This window comes from Nocardia veterana NBRC 100344 (assembly GCF_000308855.1).
GTDB classification, from domain to species: Bacteria; Actinomycetota; Actinomycetes; order Mycobacteriales; family Mycobacteriaceae; genus Nocardia; species Nocardia veterana.
In genome coordinates this window covers 99,358-118,998 of the sequence record NZ_BAGM01000004.1, presented here as the reverse complement: position 1 = coordinate 118,998, position 19,641 = coordinate 99,358, and the positions used below count along the sequence as shown (strand labels likewise).

Genomic DNA, 19,641 nt, shown 5'->3' with positions numbered 1-19,641 from the left:
CCGGGTGGCCGAACCCGTCCCGTGAACACGGTCACTCTCAGTGTGGGCAGATAACATCACCATCCGTGCCCGACGCCGCAACAGCTGTCTTGACAAAACCGGCGGTCACCGAGAAACCGGTGACCTCGCGTGATTTCCGCACCGCCCGGCTGATCGCCGTGATCGCCGGTCTGCTCGGTGCGATTTTCGCGCTCGCCACCCCGTTCCTGCCGGTGCAGCAGACCACCGCCGAGGTGAACTGGCCGCAGGGCGGGACCATCGGCAATGTCGAGGCGCCTCTGATGTCGCAGGTCCCGGTGGATCTGCGGGCGTCGATCCCCTGTTCGACCGTGGCGCAGCTGCCGCAGGGCGGCATGCTGCTCAACACCGCGCCGCCGCAGGGCGATCGGGCCGCCCTCGAGGGCATGTTCGTGCGCGTCACCAGCGATTCCGTCGATGTGGTGGATCGCAACGCGATCGTCGCCTCGGCCAAGCGGTCCGAACTCGACGGCTGCACGACGATCACCATCACCTCCGATATCGACCGCACCTACGCCCACTTCGAGGGGCTGACCAAGCAGGTCGAGCGGCCGACCGCCGCCGGCGGCACCGAGACGGTCACGGTGCCGGTGGACGGCGCGTTGCAGGGCGATCTGCGACCGCAGGTGGTCGGTGTCTTCTCGGACCTCAAAGGCGCGGCGCCGGCCGGACTGTCGTTCCACATGACGATCGATTCTCGGTTCTCGTCCTCGCCGACGGTGATCAAGCTGGTGGCGATGCTCGCCGCGGTACTGTGCACCCTGATCGCGCTCGCCGCCCTGGGGCGCCTGGACACCGGTGACGGCCGCGGGCACCGCCGCTTCTTCCCGGCGCACTGGCTCCAGCCGACCTGGGCCGACGGCGCGGTGCTCGGCACGCTGCTGCTGTGGCATTTCATCGGCGCCAACACCTCCGACGACGGCTACATCCTGACCATGGTCCGGGTGGCGCCGCACGCCGGCTATCTGGCCAACTACTTCCGCTGGTACGGCGTCCCGGAGGCGCCGTTCGGCTGGTACTACGACGTCATCCAAGTCTTCGCCCAGATCTCCACCGCCAGCCCGTGGGTGCGCATCCCGGCGCTGGCGTGCGGAATGCTGTGCTGGATGGTGATCAGCCGCGAAGTGGTGCCGCGACTGGGTCGCAGCGTGCGGACCTCGAAGGTCGCGCTGTGGACCGGCGGGCTGGTCTTCCTCGCCTTCTGGCTGCCCTACGACAACGGGCTGCGCTCGGAACCGATCGTCGCGCTCGGCGCCCTGCTGACCTGGGTCTCCATCGAACGCGCCATCGCGACCGGGCGGTTGCTGCCGGCCGCGGCCGCGGTGCTGGTCGCCGCGTTCACCCTCGCCGCCGCCCCGACCGGTCTGATGTGCGTGGCGGCGCTGCTGGCCGGTATCCGGCCGCTGGTCCGAATCGTGGTGCGGCGCAAACGTGATCTGCAGGAACGCGCCGGAAACGGTTGGCGTGCCTCGGGATTCGTTTCCTCACTACCGTTGCTGGCGCCGATCGCCGCCGCCGGCTTCCTGGTCCTCACGGTCGTCTACAGCGACCAGACCTTCGCCGGAATTCAGGAGGCCAACCGGGTCCGCCGCCTCACCGGCCCGAACCTGGCCTGGTACGAGGACTATCTGCGCTACTACTACCTGTTCGTCCAGACGGTCGACGGTTCGGTCTCACGGCGGTTCGCCTTCATCGTGATGATCCTGTGCCTGATCACCACCGCCCTGGTGTTGTTGCGGCGCAAGCAGATTCCGGGCATCTCCAGCGGTCCGACCTGGCGGTTGATCGGGGTGGTCTGCGGAACGATCTTCTTCATGATGTTCAACCCGACGAAGTGGACCCACCACTTCGGCGCCTACGCGGGCATCGCCGGTTCCCTCGCCGCAGTGACCGCGGTGGCGGTCTCTGCGACGGCGCTGCGGTCGCGCAAGAACCGCTCCATCTTCCTGGCGGCCTTGCTGTTCGCGCTGGCACTGTCGTTCTCGGGCATCAACGGCTACTGGTACGTCTCGAGCTACGGCGTGCCGTGGTTCGACAAGACGGTGTCGCTGCACGGCTTCCAGTCCAACACCCTGATGCTGGTCCTGTTCGGTCTCGCCCTGGCGGTGGTGGCCTGGCAGGCGCTGCGCGAGGGTTACGCGAAACCGCCGGCCAGCTCGAAATCCGCGCGTGGCAGGCGGATTCGCAAATTCGCCGCCATCCCGTTGACGATCGTCGCGGCGGCGATGGTGTTGTTCGAGGTGTTGTCGCTGGCCAAGGGTGCGGTCACACAGTATCCGGCGTATTCGCTCGCCCGCGGCAACATCGACGCGATCGACGGCAACCGCTGCGGAATCGCCGACGATGTGCTGGTCGAGGCCGATCCGAACGCCGGACGGTTGAATCCGATCATCGACCCGGCGCACCCGCCGAAGGACAACGATCCGCTGGCCGGCGCCGACCCGACCGGTTTCGATCCCAACGGTGTTCCGACCGATCTGAAAGCCGATGCGGTCGAGGTCAAGCCGGGCACCGGCAATACCTCGAACCAGTCGGTGGGCGCCAACTTCGCCGAGGGCCAGAACGCGGGCACCGGGGGTGGCCAGACCGCCGAGGCCGGTGTCAACGGTTCCACGGTGGCACTGCCCTACGGTCTCGACCCGAAGACGACACCGGTGATGGGTAGCTATCAGCGCGGTATCCAGCAGCCCGCGCACCTGACCTCGAGCTGGTACGAACTGCCCGCTCGGTCCGCCGATTCGCCGCTGGTGGTCATCTCCGCGGCCGGGCGCATCCTGTCCTTCGATCAGACCGGCGCACTGCAGTACGGCCAGGATCTGAAGCTCGACTACGGCAAGCGGCAGCCCGACGGTTCGGTGAAATTCGAGGGCAGCTACGTTCCCCGCGATATCGGTCCGGCGCCGTCGTGGCGCAATCTGCGTATTCCGCTGTCGGAGATCGCCCCGGACGCGGATGCCGTGCGGATCTCGGCGAACCGTAACGTCCTGATCGGTGATCAATGGCTGGCGTTCACCCCGCCGCGGGTGCCGAAGATGGTGACGCTCAACAAGTTCCTGGGATCCGAGCAGCCGGTACTCGAGGACTGGGCGGTGGGCCTGCAGTTCCCCTGCCAGAACCCGTTCCCGCACCGCTACGGGGTGGCGACCATGCCGAACTACCGCATCCTGCCGGATCGTCCGCTGGCGGTGAGCTCGACCGACACCTGGCAGGCGGAGGAGTTCGGCGGGCCGCTCGGCTTCACTCAGATGTTGGCCGGTTCCACCACGATTCCGACCTACCTGAAGGACAACTGGGCGCGCGACTGGGGCACGCTGGAGCGCTACGACCGGTACTACTCCGACGCCCGGCCCGCCACGATCGATACGGGGACCGCGACCCGTTCCGGGTTCTGGAGTCCGGGGCGCCTGCGGGTGTTCTGATCCGGCCCCGAGACGAACGGCGGGCGGCGCACCGAATGTGCGCCGCCCGCTGTCGTATTCGCGATGGTGCGACCGAATGTCACTCGTAGTGGTTCCGACCCGCGATCCCGGTCAGGGTGTCGGCGTCGGCGTGGCCGGTGCCCGAGTATCGCGTCGGGTCATGGCTTTCGTCCGTGTCTAGGTGTCGACGTGCTCGACCCATTCGTAGACGGGGAGGTTGCCTTCCGACGTGTCCTGGCGGCGTGCGGTCGATTTGAAGCGTTCGTAGCCACCGGCGTGCTGGACTCGTAATTCGATGCCGGGCGGGGTGATGGGGACGATGCGTTGTGGCAGGTCTTGCGGACCGCCCTCGAGTACAGCCTTCGGTGAGGTACCCATAGCTGAAGGCTCTCATATGAGCGGCGGGCACCCGGGCTATTCGAGGAAAGACACGCGCTACCGGGCGTTCAACCAGGCGTTACCGTTGCCCGTCGAACACCCGGATTCGGGGTCGGAGAACAGGTGGCCGGCCGCCGTGTGGCCCGTTCTTCCGCACGCAAGCGTCCTGGGCAAGCGCCTGCCGGCCGCCCCGACCGACGGGTGTCGATCGGGGCGGTGCTGTCCTACAGCGGCAGCAGGTGGTGCTTGCGCGGATTGCGCTGCAGTTTCTTGTCGCGCAGCAGAGTCAGCGCCCGCCGCAACTCCAGCCGGGTCGTGGCAGGTTCGATGACCGCGTCGATGTAGCCGCGTTCCGCCGCCGGCCACGGGGTGGCGACGGTCGCGTTGTAGAAGTCGATCATCTGCTTGCGGATCGCCTCGCGCTGATCCTCCGGCGCGGCCTCCAGCTGGCGCCGGCCGACCAGGCCGACCGCACTCTCCGCGCCCATCACCGCGATGCGGGCCGTCGGCCAGGCGAAGTACACATCCGCGCCGAGCGCCTTGGACCCCATCACCGCCCAGCCTCCGCCGTACGCCTTGCGGACCACGACCGTCACCTTCGGCACCGAGGCCTCGACGAAGGAGAACAGGAAGCGGCCACCGCGCTTGATGACGCCGACCTTCTCCTGCTCCACACCGGGCATGAAGCCCGGGGTGTCCACGACCAGCACCAGCGGCAGTTCGAACGCGTCGCACAGCCGCACGAAATGCGAGGCCTTGTCCGAGGCCTTGGCATCGAGCGCGCCCGCCAGATACATCGGCTGGTTGGCGACCACACCGACCGGGCGCCCGTCGACCCGGGCGAAACCGGTGATCACGTTGCGCGCCATATCGGATCCGATTTCGTGGAAATTGCCGTCGTCGAAGATCCGCAGCAGCACCTCGTGCATGTCGTAGGTGGCGTTGTCGGAATCCGGGACGATGGAGTTGAGCTCCAGATCCGATTCGGTGATCTCGGGTTCGAGACCCGAGTTGACGATCGGCGGCTCCTCCTGGCAGCTCGACGGCAGATAGCTCAGATATTCGCGCGCCCACTCGAATGCCGCCTTCTCGTCCTTGGCGACGTGGTGGATGTTGCCGTAGTCGGCCTGGTTGTAGGCGCCGCCCAGCTCCTCGAGGCTGACATCCTCACCGGTGGCCTCGCGAATGATCTGCGGGCCGGTGACGAACATGTGCGCGGATTCGGTGGCGATCACGACATCGGTACAGATCGGCTGATACACCGCGCCCGCGGCACAGTTGCCGAGAATCAGCGACACCATCGGCACCGCGCCGGACAGCGCCTCCATGGCGATCGCCATCTCGCCGTACCAGCGCAGCGAAGTCACCGCCTCCTGCACGCGGGCGCCACCGGAGTCGTTGATGCCGACGAGTGGGCAACCCATCTTGGCGGCGAACCGCATGATCGAGGCGACCTTGCGGCCGAACATCTCGCCGACCGAACCGCCGTAGACGGTCTGGTCGTGCGAGAACACCGCTACCGGGCGCCCCTCGACCATCCCGTGGCCGGTCACCACGCCGTCGCTGTAGAGGGCGTTCTTATCGGCCGGATTGCGTACCAGGGCGCCGATTTCGACGAACGTGCCCGGGTCCAGCAGCATGTTGATCCGCTCGCGGGGTGACGGAATGCCCTTCTTGGCCCGCTTGGCGGCCCCCGCTTCACCGGCTGGTTCCTGCGCGAGTTCCAGCTTCTTCCGCAGGTCGGCAAGCCTTTCAGCGGTCGTACTCACTGCTCTCCCTTCCCGGGCGCATCGTCTGCTTCATTGCGGATCGCCGCCAGTTTCCGGGTGAGGTCGGCACCGATCTGCGCGACGCGCGGTTCATCGATGATCTGGAGGTGGTCACCGGGGATGTGGATGACCTCCAGGTTGGGGATATAACCATCCCAGCCGCCGTTCGGTTGACGATCGGCGAAACGAGGCTCGAGTTCGATGATGCCGTCGTGGTAGCGGTCGGCCAGATAGAGCGTCACGTCGCCCTCATAGTGGGACGGTCGAGCCTTCTGCAGATCGCGACCGTCCAGCCACGAGGTGCGCTGATGCTCCAGCACACCGCCCGGGATCTTCACGTCGGCGAACTTGAGCAGGCTCATGATGATCTCGTATTGCTCCTCGTCGGAGGCGTCCGCGAGTTCCTGCAGCATCTCGTCGTCGAGCTGCCCCTCGATTCCGTACGTCTTCTGCGCGAACGCCTGGAAACGCTCGATCCGGGCGCGACGGCCCTCCGGCGAGGTGTCCTCGTCCTCGACCGGCAGTGCCAGATCGATCAGGCCGACGAGCCGGACGTCATCGCCCTCGGCACGCATGATCTGGCCGACCTGCAGGGCGAAGACGGCACCGAGCGACCAGCCGTACAGCACGTACGGACCGGAGGGGAAGATCTTGCGGATTTCGGCGGCGTACTCACGGGCCCGCTCCGGGATGGAGCCTTCGATCCGCTCGAAGCCGTACATCGGGGTGTTCTCCGGCAGCCGCTTCAGCAGCGGCTCGTACACCAGCGTGTTGCCACCCGAGGGGTGGAAGACGAAGATCGGGATCTCGGTCGAGCCCTCGGCCAGCGGCCGCAGCGGACGGATGAACCCCTCGACCTCGGTCGCCGAATCCTGGTGCCGGCGAACGATATCCGACAGCTGTTCGATGGTCTCGCAGTCGAGCACGTCATCCACGTCGATCTCGCTGCCCACCCGATCCGACAGGCGAGCCGCGAGTTTCTGCGCGGTGTCCTCGTCGAGAATCGGCAGGGTGTTGAAGATGCCGCCCGCCGACTTGCCGGTCACCATCGCCCAGGCGGCGAAGGTCAGCCGCTCGGCCGCATCACGCGGCGGCACATCGGCTTCCGGCTCCTTGGTGCCGGCCACCTGGCCGCCACCGAATACGGCGGCCGCCGGCGCGGGAACGGAGCCGTTCTTCGCATCGGCAGCCGTGTCCGCCGACTCGACGGCATTGCTCGCCGAACCTGCGGCGCCGCTCGCGTTCTCCGGCTCGGCCGTATCGGCGGTCGCCGGTTCCGTGGCCGCCACCTGCTGCTGCACCGCGGCGGCCGGATCCTCGCCGGCCTCCATCGCGGCACGCGCGGCGGCGACGAAGTTGTCGTCCACGGTGAGCGACCCGCCTTCGGCGGCTTGCTTTTCCGCCATCGCCGCGATCTCGTCGCGATGTTCGATGGCGTAGCGCAGCACCTTGCCGACTTCGTTGAGGCTGGCATCGCGTACCGCCGAGACCTGCAGCGACGGAATGTCGAATTCGTATTCGACGCGGTTCTTGATCCGCATCGCCATCAGCGAGTCGAGCCCCAGCTCCATGAGCGGGATCTCCATCGGCAGATCCTCCACGGCATAACCCATGGATTCCGCGGCGATGACGGCCAAACGTTCCTCGACGGTCTGCTTACCGTTGGGGTCCCAGCGTTCGCCGAAGCTCTCGGGCGCCTCCGGTTCCGCTGCGGCGGTCGCGGTTTCGGCCGCCGCCGGCTGCGCGACGGCGGGTGCCGTCCCGGTGGCGGACGGCGCGCTCGCGGTCACCACCGCGTCGAACAGCAGCCGGAACGCGTTGCCCTCCCGGACGTGCACCTGCACCGAGGCGCCGCCCGGATGCGGGGTGAGCGTCGTGGTCAGGGTGCCGGAGGCGGGTAGCGGGGCGTGTGCGACGGTCGCACCCAATGCCACATCCGACAGGACCTGTGCCGCAGCGGCATTCACCAGGGCGGCGAGATCGGTGACGGACGCCGCCTGCACCTCCCAGGCGTGGCGGCCGTCGGGCAGCGCCACATGCGCACCGGGCGCGCGTCCGCTGCCGGAACCCGTCGCGATGCTGACCTTGGGCCAGTATTCCTTGCGCAGGAAGGCGGTTCGCGGCACATCGGCGTACTCGCCGGCGGGCAGCAGCGACGACAGGTCGACCGGATGGCCCTGCACGTACAGCTGCGCCAGCGCGGAGATGACCCCCGCCGCCTCGTCTTCTTTACGCTTGAGTGTCGGAATCAGCGCGGCATTGTGCACGCCCGCGGCGAAGGTAGTGCCCATGACCTGCATCAGCGCCACGGAATTGGGCGCCAGTTCCAGGTAGGTGGTGATTCCGGCGTCGACCGCGCGGCGGATCGCGTTGGTGAAATACACCGACCCGCGCATATTCGTAACCCAGTAGTCCTCGTTGTGCACCGGGTCCGAACCCGCCTTGTAGACGGTGGCCTTGTGCACGGTCGAGTACAGATCGGTGGTGAGCTTGGTCGGCTCGATACCGGCCAGCTCCGCGGCCAGCTCGCCGAGCAGCGGATCCATCTGCGAGGTGTGGCCGGCGCCGCGGGTCTGCAGCACCCGGGCGAATTTGCCCTCCGATTCGGCGCGCGCCACGATCGCGTGCACCTGATCGGGCGGGCCGCCGATCACGGTGTTGGTCGGGGCGGCGTACACCGCGACCTCGAGATCCGGGTACTCGGGGAGCACCTTCTCGATATCTTCGGCGCTGTATTCGACCAGGGCCATATTGCGCACCTGGTCGTCGGTGATCATCTGCTCGCCCTCGCCCATCAGGCGCGAACGGGCGCAGATCACGCGTACCGCGTCCTCGAGCGGCAGGCCGCCGGAGATGTAGGCGGCGGCCGCCTCACCCTGCGAATGCCCCACCACACCGAACGGCTCGGCGCCGTGGGCGCGCAGCAGCGCAGCCAGACCGAGCTGAATGGTGAACACGCCCACCTGGGAGGTACCCACATCCCAGTCCTGCGCGTCGTCGAGGATCATCTCCTTGACCGAATATCCGGCCTCGTCGACGACCAGCTCGTCGACCTCGTCCACGGTGCGGGCGAAGATCGAATTCTCCAGATAGAGCTGCTTGCCCATCTTCCGGTGATGGGAACCGAATCCCGCGAGCACCCACATCGGGCCCTGAGCGGCGGGCGAGTCGGCGGTGAAGACGCCGGGCCCGGGTTTACCGGCCGCGATGGCACGCAGACCGGCGACGGCCTCCTCGTGGGTCTTCGCCAGCACCACGCCGCGCGACCGGCCGTGGTTACGCTTGGCCAGCGAACGGGCCACATCCTCGAGCGGAGTCGCCTGTCCCGCTTCGGATTCCAGCCAATCGGCCAGATCGCTCGCGGCGCGGCGGCGACGCGAGGGCAGATAGGCGGAGACCGGCAGGATCACCGGGAGCGGCTCGGTGCGCGCTTCGGTCCATTCGGCGACCGGTGCGGCCGATTCCGGCTCGGCGAGCGGATCGGCGCCCTCGACGATGGCCTCGGCGCCGGCGAGTACATCGGTCGCCTCGTCGTCCAGTTCGGCCGCGAGCGTGGCGGAGTCGGAATCCGACGAATCAGCCGAGGCCGCTTCGCTTTCCGCGTCGGCCGAGGTGGCGGGCACGTACTCCTGAATGACCACGTGCGCATTGGTGCCGCCGAAGCCGAATCCGCTCACGCCGATGGTGGCGGTTCCGCTGTAGCGCGGGAATTCGGTGGGCTCGTCGACCACCTTCAGATGCGCCTGCTCGAACGGAATGTAGGGGTTCGGCCCGGAATAGTTGATGTTGGGCGGAATGACGTTGTGCTGCAACGCCATGATCACCTTGGCAAGGCTGGCAGCACCGGCGCCGGATTCCAGATGACCGAAATTGGTCTTCGCCGAACCCAGCAGCGCGGGCTTGTCCTCGTCACGACCACGGCCGATCACCCGGCCCAGGGCGTCGGCTTCGATCGGGTCACCCAGCAGCGTTCCGGTGCCGTGCGCCTCGATGTAGTCGACGGAGGACGGCGCGATACCGGCATCGCGGTACGCGCGCCGGAGCACATCGGCTTGAGCGTCCGGATTCGGCGCCAGCAGTCCGTTCGAGCGGCCGTCGGAATTGACCGCGGTCCCCTTGATGACGGCCAGGATGCGGTCGCCGTCGCGCTCGGCATCGGTGAGCCGCTTGAGCACGACCATGCCCGCACCTTCGGACCGCACCATACCGTCGGCATCGGCGGCGAACGCCTTGATGTGTCCGTCCTTCGCGACCGCGCCGACCGAATCGAAGCCGAGCGTAATCGCCGGGGCCAGAAGCATATTCACGCCACCGGCGAGAGCCAGGTCCGCATCGCCGTTGCGCAGTGCGCGTACGGCGTCGTGCACGGCGACCAGGGTGGACGAACAGGCCGTATCGACCACGGCCGAGGGGCCGCGGAAATCGTAGAAGTAGGAGATGCGGTTCGCGATGATCGCGGACGAACCGCCGGTCAGCGCGTAGGCATCCGCCGATGCGGGCGCGTCGGGATCCCACTTCCCCAGCCCCAGAGCGGAAACCAGCTGAAAGTCGTTGGTCGAACTACCGAGGAAGACACCGACCGACTCGCCCTTGAGCGTATTCGCCGGAATCCGCGCGTGCTCCAACGCTTCCCACGTCAGTTCCATCATCAACCGCTGCTGCGGATCGACACGCTCGACTTCGACCGGCGACATGGCGAAGAATTCGGCGTCGAAGCCCTTGATGACATCTTGATCGAGGTAGCCGCCGAGGGTGTTGCCCTTCTCGACCGCGGCGGCCACATCCGGGTCGGCCATGAACTCGGCCCACCGCCCCTCGGGCAGCTCCCGAATGCCGTCCCCGCGGTTGATCAGGAACTCCCAGGTCGACTCCGGCGTATCCCCCGCACCCGGCAGTCGCGTGGACAGACCGACGATAGCGATATCGTGCGCCGCGCCCGGCTGGTATCCGGCGGTGTAGAACGCGTCGTCCGCAGTCTCCTCCGGTGCTTCCGGCTCCCCGTTGATGATCCGCTCGGCCAGCGAGGCGATGGTCGGGTGCTGATACACGATGGTCGCGTTCAGCATGACGCCGGTGAGTTCTTCGATATCGCCGCCCAGGGCGATCGCATCGCGGGAGGCCAGGCCGAATTCCTCCATCGGCCGGTCCACGGTGATCTGCTCGATCGGCTGGCCGGTGGCGTCGGCCACCCAGCGCTGCAACCACTCGCGCAACTCGGCTACCGACATATCGGTGGTGCCGGATTTCCCCGCACCACCGGATTCGGCCGCGCCCGTGTCGGACGCAGCGGTCTGCTGCTCGACCTGTGCGCCCGCCGCGAGCTCGGTCTCGGCGCCGGTGGTTTCGGTCGTCTGGGTGCCCTCGTTGTCAGCCATCAATTCCTCAAGCTACCTGGGTGCGAATGTTGCGCGGGCGGGGATTGACAGCCGGTTCGCCGTCATGTGGATAAGTAGCGGGTTGTGGACAACCCGGAAAAGACCGGACGTCCCGGCGACGCCACCACCGCTGCCGACCTGCTGCGCAGCGCGCCAACGGACGAATCGTCCGGACACCATGCAGTGCTCGGCGAGCCGGCCGGGGCGACGAGAAGCCCCGTAACCGGCTCGGTGGAGGGTCACCGGGAACACGGCCTACTCTTCGTCCGGTGCGTCGGGGAAGGCCTGCTGCTGATAGCCGCCGCGCAGCGTGCCTTCCAGATAGGCGGCCCGGCAGGCGCGCCGGGCCAATTTGCCGCTGGACGTCCGCGGAATGGACCCGGCCGGAACCAGCAGCACATCGCGCACCGTCACACCGTGGCGCTGCGACAACGCCCCGCGCACCGCATCGGCGATCGGCTGCGGATCGGCCTTGTGCGCACCCGGCCCGCGCTCGGCCACGATCACCAACTGCTCGGAGGCGTCGTCGGCGTCGTACTTCAGGCCGGAGTGGCTGTTGGCGGCGAAGACCTCGGCGGGCAGCTGGTTGGCGGGCACCGAGAACGCCGCGATGAAACCCGGGCGCAGCAGCTTGCTGGCCTCCTGCGCGGAGAATTCCAGGTCCTGCGGGTAGTGGTTGCGCCCGTCGACGATCACCAGGTCCTTCACGCGCCCGGTGATGTACAGCTCGCCGTCGACGTAGACGCCGTAGTCACCCGTGCGCAGCCAGATGGCGTCGTCCGGGGTACCGGCCGCATGCGAACCCTCGGCCAGCCGGTTGGTCAGCAGGTTCTTGAAGGTCTTGCGAGTCTCCTCGTCGCGACCCCAGTACCCGATGCCGATGTTGTTGCCGTGCAACCAGATTTCACCGACCCGGCCCTCGGGCAGCTCGCGCGCCCCCTCGGCGCTGTCGATCGACTCCGGATCCACGATCGCCGCCCACTGCGACAGCGCGACATAGCCGCAGCTGACCTGGGCGATCGCGTTGGGCGCACTCTGATCGACCTTCACCACGCGGCCGGCGTTGAGCTCGTTGCGGTCGACGTAGATGACCTTGGCCTCGTCCTCGGCCCGGGTCGCGGACACGAACAGGGTCGCCTCGGCCATGCCGTAGCACGGCTTGATCGCGGTCTTCGGCAGACCGTAGGGCGCGAACGCCTCGTTGAACTTCTTCATCGACGACGTGGTCACCGGCTCACTGCCGTTGATCAGACCGATGACGTTCGACAGATCCAGCGATTCGCCGTTCTTCGGCAGACCGCGCGCCGCGGCGTGCTCGAACGCGAAGTTGGGCGCGGCCGCGAAGGTGCCGGCGCCGTCGGAGACCGCGGCCAGCTCCTTGATCCAGCGGCTCGGGCGACGCACGAACGCGCTCGGCGACATGATGGTGATGTACTTGCCGCCGATCGCCGGCAGGATCACGCACAGCAGACCCATGTCGTGGTACAGCGGCAGCCAGGTGACACCGCGCGAGTTCCAGTCCAGGTTGATCGCGTGGACCATCTGCAGCAGGTTGGTGCCGACCGCCCGGTGGGTGATCTCCACGCCGGCCGGGGTCCGGGTGGACCCCGAGGTGTACTGCAGATAGGCGATGTCGTCGACCGCCAGATCCGGCCGCACCCAGGATTCACCGAGGGTGTCCGGCACCGCGTCGACGGCGATGATCCGGGGCCGCTGCGCGGCGGGCAGCGGCCGGAAGAACTGCCGCACGCCGGCCGCCGAGGAGCTCGCCGTCAGGATCGCCGACGGCTTGCAGTCGCCCAGGACCGCATGCAGACGGTCGGTGTGGCCCGGCTCGTCCGGATCGAACAGCGGCACCGCGATGGTTCCGGCGTAGATGGCGGCGAAGAAGGAGATCACATAGTCCAGGCCCTGCGGCGCCAGAATCGCCACCCGGTCACCCGGTTCGGTCACCTGTTGCAGGCGAGCGGCCACCGCGCGCAGCCGGACGCCGAATTCCTTCCAGGTCAGGTCCTGGTACTCCCCGTCGCGCTCTCGGGAGTAGTCGATATAGCGATACGCAAGATCGTTCGCATCGTTGCGGGTGTGCTTCTCGACGTAATCGACCAGGGTGCGGCCCTCGGGAATTGCGATGTTCCCGGTTTCGTCCAGGTAGTCGTCGAAAGTCTCGTCCGTCATTCCTTCTCCTCCGAGGCACACGCAGCACGGCGACATGGCCGCTGTTACCTGTGAGGCCCCGACTCTCTTTCACCCGCGGGCGCTCTGTGGTGCGAGAGCATGCCTGCAGCTTTTTCCGGTGGTCTGCGCGGGGACCACCTATCGGCTAGATGTACTCGAGCCAGGGACATGTTACAGAGCAGGCCCCGGAGCGGTCTCCGGAGCGAGCCGAACGATTTCCCGGCGTGCACAGTGGGTGACTCGCTACGGCTCCTCTCGCAGCAGCGGGATCACCGGTGCGAAAGCATCCATCTGGGTCGGAAACACTCCGACATAGGACATCGATGTCAATCGCCGCACGTTACGGATCTGCTCGGCGATCTCCTCGAATGTGCCGATGGCCACATAGGGCGAATTCAGGATGTCTTCCACCGACAGCTGCACGTCGACCTCGAGGTCCGGATGCAGTCCCTTGTCAAGGGCCGCCAACGCCATCTCGGCGGTGCGCTCGCGATCGTCGGTGATCACGACGGCGGTGATGGTCCAGTTCAGTTCGATATCGGCGAACCGGTCCCCGGCGGCCTCCTTGATCAGCTTCACCTTCTCGATGGTCTTTTCGAGGGTGATACCCGACAGCAGCCCCTTACCCTCCTTGGTGGTGCGGGGGACCACCGAGATGATGTCGGCGTGTTTGGCCGCCAGCCGCAACATCTTCGGTCCGCCGCCGCCGGTCACCAGCGGCGGACGCGGACCCTGCCGCGGCCGCGGGGTGCCCTTGATGCCGCGCACCTGGTAGTGCTTGCCCTCGAAATGGCATTCCTGCCCACGCAGCAGCACATCGAGAATGGTCAGCGCCTCGTCGAGCTTCTCCAACCGCACGCCCGGCGATTCGTAGGGCAGGCCGGCGGCCTCGAATTCACTCTTGATCCAGCCCGCGCCGACGCCGAGTTCCAGCCGGCCGCGCGACAGCACATCGATGGTGGCCGCATCCTTCGCGAGCACCACCGGATGCCGGAAACCGTTGGCCAGCACCGAGGTTCCGATCCGGATGCGCTCGGTGGCGACGGCCAGTGCGCCCAGCGCGGCGATCGGGCCGACCTGCGGTCCGAGATGATCGGGGATCGCGAAGGAGTCGTAGCCGTATTCCTCGGCCTGCTGCGCGAGTTTGACGAATTTCCGCGCACCGCCCTCCTGCTGATTCCCCTCACCGGCAGCAGCGAATCGGAACGCGCGCGCCGGAACGCCCAGCGCTGTCATTTCGGCACCGCTGGTCGCGCTGACGGCGGCGGCTTCTGTCATGAACCTTTGCTCCTGGCTGTGCGGATGTGCGCGCTGTGGCGCGATCATCGCTGCACTTTACAGCCTTCACCAAAATCTGAGTGACCCTCGGGTTTACTTTTTCCTCGGGAAGCACGACGACCGCCGCCGGGTGGGCCGTCAGCCGTGCGGCGGGTGCGGCGCATCCTTGATCAGCCCCTCGGCCCAATTCGTCGTCCACTGGGTGGCGGTGGTGCCGTTGTCGTCCACCTGGAAGGTGTTGTACAGGCTGTGCACCGGATTTCCCACTGCGTGGACCAGGGTCATCAGGCTCGGGACGATGTTCAGCGGATTCAGCGCCTGCGGCGGGGCATCGCAGATCAGATCACCCGGGGCGCAGATCGTATTCGTGCGCCCGGCCAGCTCACCGAATCCGGCGCGTGGCCCGGTCATCGTGATCCCGGGAACCGACAGGCCCTTGAGCGCGACCTCGGCACCCACTCCCGGCGGTGCCACCCCGATCTCGCCGGCCTGTCCCGGACCGGCCACCCGGCGACCGTCGGCGATCAGGGTCACGCCGAGCACCTGGTCGGCCGCCACCGGGCCCTGCCCGGCCCCGATTTGAGCCGCGATATCGCCGGCGATCACCGCGCCCTGGGAGAAGCCGGCGATCACATAATTGGTCAACGGGCAATCCTTGGACATCTGGGTGAGCTCGGCGAGCGCGCGCTGGGTGCCCTCGGAACGGCTGTTGTTGTAGGAGGCCTGACCGTCCGGCGGGATCGCGATCGGGTTGGAGAATTGCGCGACGTACGGGACGGTGTACACGTCGAGGCGGGACTCCGGGAACTGCTGCCGCACCGGGTTGGTGACGTGCAGCATCAACGACGCCGGATTGGCGGTCGGATCGTGCGGGTCGTCGTTGCTGTTCGACTCCCACGTTCCGGGAATCGCCAGTAACTGCACATCCGGGCAGGACGCCGGCTGACTGCTGGGCTTACCGGGTTTCGGCGGGATCGGCTTCGGCACGTGCAGCCGGCCCGCGAGCACGAACCACAGCACCAGAGCCACGATCACCACCAGGACCGCGCCCAGCAGCATCAGCAGACAGCCCGGCCGACGGCGGCGGCCGGGACCGCGACCGCCGTATCCGGAACGTCGTCGCGCGTTCACTTGTTGCAGTAGGTCTGGGTCGCGACGTCGATATAGATCTGACCCGCCTGCTCGACGGACATCTTCTGCGGGTCGAAGCCAGGATCGGTGCCGGCCATCGCGTTGACGAAGGTCTTGACCTCCTGATCGGAGGCACCGCTGGCCTTGCTCTGGCAGACGTAGTTGGCGGCGGTGAGGGCGATGTCCGGGCTCGAGGGAGTCACCCCGCGCTTCTTCAGCTCGTCCAGGTAGGCCTGATCCTTGTCCGACAGCGGCGGATGGTCGGCCGCACTCGGCTGCGCCGGCTCCGGGCGCTCGTTCACGCTGGTCGGCGCGGGCGCCTGCTCCGTGGAGGGTTCGGGGGCGGGCTGCTGCGCGCTACCGGGGGCCGACTGCGCCGACGACGCCGCGGCGGTCGTGGTCGAAGGCTTCAGGGTCGGCGTGCTCGACGCCGTCGAATCGTTACCGCCACAGGCGGCGAGTAAACCGGTGGCGGCCAAGGCCACCACGATGCCGGCAACCTTGCCACCGGCGACGTACCGTTCTCCGACCGGACGGGTCCGAAGCATGAATCGTGTCCTCGATCTAGTTCGCAGAGGGCTAGAACTTCTTTCACAAGGCCTAGCAGGTCGGGCTCCAGGTTAACGGCAACCCGCGCGGACCGGGCTCCCGTGGCCGGAACCCTCACCAACCGCTTAAAGGTGATTTATCGGCCTATGCCCCGTGGACCTCCGGCGGTTTGCCGTCGCGGACCACGATGAATCCGGTCTGGAAGTTCTGCTGCACCCCGCCGGGAACCGGGAACTCGTCGCTGATCGGATAGCCGAGCCGCCCGTTCTCGAAGCCCTGCTGTCCCCAGGCGTCCATGATCGGCCCGTTGCGCACCGCCCAGGCGCCGGAGAGCGGACTCCAATAGATGTTGCCGCCCTCGAACTTGCTGTAGCGGCCCAGATCCTTGGTGGGCTGCTCCTCGGCGGCCGGGAAACCGAGCCAGCTGTTCTCGAAGCCCAGCTGTGCGTACTTGCCGAGGATCAGGCCCTGCACCCGATGGGCGCCGGTCTTGTCGCTGAAGTACATCGGGCCGCCCTGGAAGCCCTGCACGATTCCGTTCTTGTCCGGCGTCTTGGCTTCCGGTCCGACCGGATAGCCCGCCGGACCGCGTTCGAAGCCCTCGCGACCCCATTCGGCCAGGATCGCCCCGCGCACCACCTGCGCGCCCGTCTGCGGCGACCAGTAGACCGAGCCGCCCTCGAAGCTCTGGAAGCGGCCCTGACCGTCCGGAAGGGCCTGCTCGGCGGCGGTGGGCAGACCGAGCGGGCCGCCCGGACCGACCGTCGCCTGATAGGTGCCGCCGATCATGCCCGCCACCGCGTGCGCGCCGGTGGCCTGGGACCAGAACACCCGGCCGCCCTTGAAGTCCTGGGCGATCCCGTTGGTGACCTGATATTCACCGGTCACACAGTCGCCCAGCCATTTGTCGACCTGAGCCACCGCGGCGATCGCGCCACCGGCCGAGCATGCCGGCTTGTCGGCCTCCACCCCGAGCGCGGCGGCCGCCTGCGGCCAGGACTGACGCATCTCGAAATCCCAGTACGGCCACGAATGGGTGCCGGAGGGACGGTAATTGGCCTGCACCGGGATCGACAGCTTGTTCAACTTGTCGACGAAATTCTGGCTGGTCAGCCGGGACAGCATCTCGAGGCCCATACCCGCGTAATTGGTGCTGATCCCCGGAATGTCGGACGGTTTGTCGTAGGCGCCGGTGGTGCCGCTACCGGCCGAGACGTACAGGCTGATGCCCTTCAGTTTGGGCGCGAGCTGATACGGATCGTGGTCGGCCCATTCGGGATTGGTGGGCGGGCCCCACATGGCATTGGCATCGAATCCGCCGGCATCGCGCATCGCGAACATGATGGCCTGCGGCATGCCGACGCTGGTCGTGGTCAGGAAGCCGGAATACGAGGCCGCGTACCGCACCCAGCCGGGGTTGCGCCCGGCCAGGAACATGGCGGCCGTACCGCCCATCGAAAGCCCTTCCACCCCACGGACATCGGTGGCCCGCCACTGGTTCTCCAGCAGCGGCGGCAGCTCCTTGGTCAGGAAGGTTTCCCACTTGTAGTTCTTGCCGTTGTCCTGCTGCATCCAGTCGGAGTAGAAACTCGACTGGCCGCCGATCGGCAGTACCACGGTGACGTTCTTGTCGGCGTAGAAATCGACGGCGCCGGCGTCCTTGGTCCAGCCGCTCTCGTCGTCCTGGGCCCGCAGCCCGTCGAGCATGAACAGCAACGGGAATCGCGCGTCCGGGCGGGCATTCCAGTCCCGCGCCAGCAACAGCTGCACCTGCACGGGTGCGCCCATCGACGGCGAATTCACCCACAGCGAGACGCGGCGGTCGGACAGCCACACGACCTTCTGCACGGTCGCGGCGCTGGGCGCCGGCACGGCCGCGGGTTGTGCGGTGACGGGCGCGGGTGCGACGGCGATCCCGGAAGCCAACGGCACAACCACCAGCGCGGCCAGCATCGTCAGTCGCCGCCGCCCCCAGCGGCCGCGACGAACTGTCCCCCGGAAACCGGAAACCACACCTGCCACAGGAGTGTTTGTACCGCGCGCGGGCCGCTCGAGGCGGTAGGACGCGCGGACAGCAAACCTGAGAAATGGCAGCGCACAAGGCAAGCAGGGCCGTCCCGCAACGAACCGGCGCCGCGCAGATCAGATCTGCGCGGCGCCGATGTCGGTTGCGTTATGGCCGGTGATCAGGCGTTCAGAGCGGACAGGATGCCCGGACGCGCCTTGGCCAGCTCGTCCTGCCAGTAGTGCCAGGAGTGGGTACCGGTCGGCGGGAAGTCGTAGGCCGCCGGAATGCCCAGCGAGTTCAGCCGCGCCTGGAAGGAGCGGGTGCTGACCATCGAGATCAGCTCGATGCCCATCGCGTTACCGGTGTTGAACAGGCCGACCGGGGAGTTCGGGTGGTCGTAGGCACCCGGCAGACCGCTGGCCGACGAGATGAACATCGGCAGGCCGCGCAGCTGCGGCGCGAAGACCACCGGGTCCGAACGCAGCCACTGCGGGCTCCACGGCGCGGCCATCGAGTCGACGTTGAAGCGGCCGGCGTCGAGCATCATCACGCGAATCGCCTCGCGCATACCCGGCGCGTTCCAGTTCAGCGGACCGGAGAAGGAGGCCGCGTACTTGAACTGATCGCGGTGGAACGCCGCCAGGCGCAGCGCCGCCGGACCACTCATCGACAGGCCGGCCACCGCGTAGTTGGTCCGCGAAACACCGTAGTTGGAAAGGAAATCCGGGAGCTCCTTGGTCAGGAAGGTCTCCCACTTGTAGGTGAACTTCTGACCGTTGGTGTTGCTCGGCCCCTGCCAGTCGGCGTACCAGCTGGACTGGCCACCCACCGGCATCACCAGGGTGACGTTGTCGTTGCCGAACATCTCCTGCGCGTTGGTCTCGAACGACCAGGCGTTGCGGTCGTCGCGGGCCCGCAGACCGTCCAGCAACAGCAGCGCGCCGTTACCGCCGTTGCGCGCCCACTGCACCTGAACCTTCACCGGGCCCATGCTCGACGGAACCATCAGTTCGTCGTACCCACCGGCGGGGGTGCGGTGCACGGGCGCGTGAATCGGTGCGGCGATGGCGGACGGGGCCATGATGCCCGCCGCGACCGGTAGCGCCAGCGCGGCACCCACAGCGAGAAGTCGTGTGCGCCAACTACGCCGAGCACCTCGCCGCCCCTGCGGGGCTCTTTCCGGCGCGAGCGCCGAATGCGAAACCGGCGCGGCCGACCTGCCGAAACGCATGGATACTGCTCTCTTTCTGCTGCTGTCTGCTGTTGTCGCCGCGCCGCGACCACCACCGTCTACGACGGCGGGATCAGCACCCATATCGAACCCGACCTTTCGATACGAGTGACGTCGCGGCTACGAACGGTCGCACTTGCGCTCGCTGGACGATATTCGACCGCCCATTGGTTGGCAACACGGACCCCTGCGGGTGGCTGAAATCCGCCCGCGCACCATTCGTAAACGTGCAGTGACCCTATCGCGTTCGCCGGGAAATCACAGTCCGAAATGACGAATCAACTACTGGGCCGGGAAAATTCGGCCG

Annotated in this window: 10 protein-coding genes; 1 reads left to right on the top strand and 9 read right to left on the bottom strand. The window is 67.3% G+C overall.

Translation table 11 applies throughout. The features are described from left to right. Positions 1–65: 65 nt before the first annotated feature. The gene (locus tag ON37_RS00580; RefSeq protein WP_083892589.1) at positions 66–3,437 is read left to right on the top strand and encodes an arabinosyltransferase domain-containing protein; all 3,372 of its coding nucleotides are present in this window, start codon (positions 66–68) and stop codon (positions 3,435–3,437) included. A 177-nt stretch (positions 3,438–3,614) separates the two neighbouring features. Here ON37_RS00580 and ON37_RS00575 read toward each other — a convergent pair whose 3' ends face one another. The 9 genes from ON37_RS00575 to ON37_RS00535 all read right to left on the bottom strand — a co-directional run bounded on the left by ON37_RS00575 (position 3,615) and on the right by ON37_RS00535 (position 19,334). Further along, positions 3,615–3,815: a DUF5988 family protein gene (locus tag ON37_RS00575; RefSeq protein WP_040715246.1), complete on the bottom strand. Its 201-nt coding sequence runs from the start codon at positions 3,813–3,815 to the stop codon at positions 3,615–3,617. A gap of 224 nt (positions 3,816–4,039) precedes the next feature. After that, positions 4,040–5,584, bottom strand: coding sequence for an acyl-CoA carboxylase subunit beta (locus ON37_RS00570; RefSeq protein ID WP_040715245.1), 1,545 nt, complete (start codon positions 5,582–5,584; stop codon positions 4,040–4,042). Next, on the bottom strand, positions 5,581–10,959 hold the full coding sequence (gene pks13 / locus ON37_RS00565; protein WP_083892587.1) for a polyketide synthase Pks13: 5,379 nt from the start codon (positions 10,957–10,959) through the stop codon (positions 5,581–5,583). The genes ON37_RS00570 and pks13 overlap by 4 nt, the downstream gene beginning before the upstream one ends. Positions 10,960–11,214: 255 nt before the next feature. Next, the gene (gene fadD32 / locus ON37_RS00560) at positions 11,215–13,137 is read right to left on the bottom strand and encodes a long-chain-fatty-acid--AMP ligase FadD32 (protein WP_040715244.1); all 1,923 of its coding nucleotides are present in this window, start codon (positions 13,135–13,137) and stop codon (positions 11,215–11,217) included. Between the two features lie 243 nt (positions 13,138–13,380). Then, positions 13,381–14,415, bottom strand: coding sequence for an LLM class F420-dependent oxidoreductase (locus tag ON37_RS00555; protein ID WP_040715242.1), 1,035 nt, complete (start codon positions 14,413–14,415; stop codon positions 13,381–13,383). A gap of 138 nt (positions 14,416–14,553) precedes the next feature. Further along, positions 14,554–15,474 carry a cutinase family protein gene (locus tag ON37_RS00550; protein ID WP_051031008.1) on the bottom strand — a complete coding sequence of 307 codons (921 nt, stop codon included), beginning with the start codon at positions 15,472–15,474 and terminating at the stop codon, positions 14,554–14,556. A gap of 68 nt (positions 15,475–15,542) precedes the next feature. Then, on the bottom strand, positions 15,543–16,094 hold the full coding sequence (locus ON37_RS00545) for a DUF732 domain-containing protein (protein ID WP_168441213.1): 552 nt from the start codon (positions 16,092–16,094) through the stop codon (positions 15,543–15,545). 145 nt (positions 16,095–16,239) lie between these two features. After that, positions 16,240–18,048, bottom strand: coding sequence for an alpha/beta hydrolase-fold protein (locus ON37_RS00540; protein WP_085997194.1), 1,809 nt, complete (start codon positions 18,046–18,048; stop codon positions 16,240–16,242). A 233-nt stretch (positions 18,049–18,281) separates the two neighbouring features. Continuing rightward, positions 18,282–19,334, bottom strand: a complete 1,053-nt coding sequence (locus ON37_RS00535) for an alpha/beta hydrolase (RefSeq protein WP_083892585.1) — start codon at positions 19,332–19,334, stop codon at positions 18,282–18,284. Between the last annotated feature and the right edge of the window lie 307 nt (positions 19,335–19,641).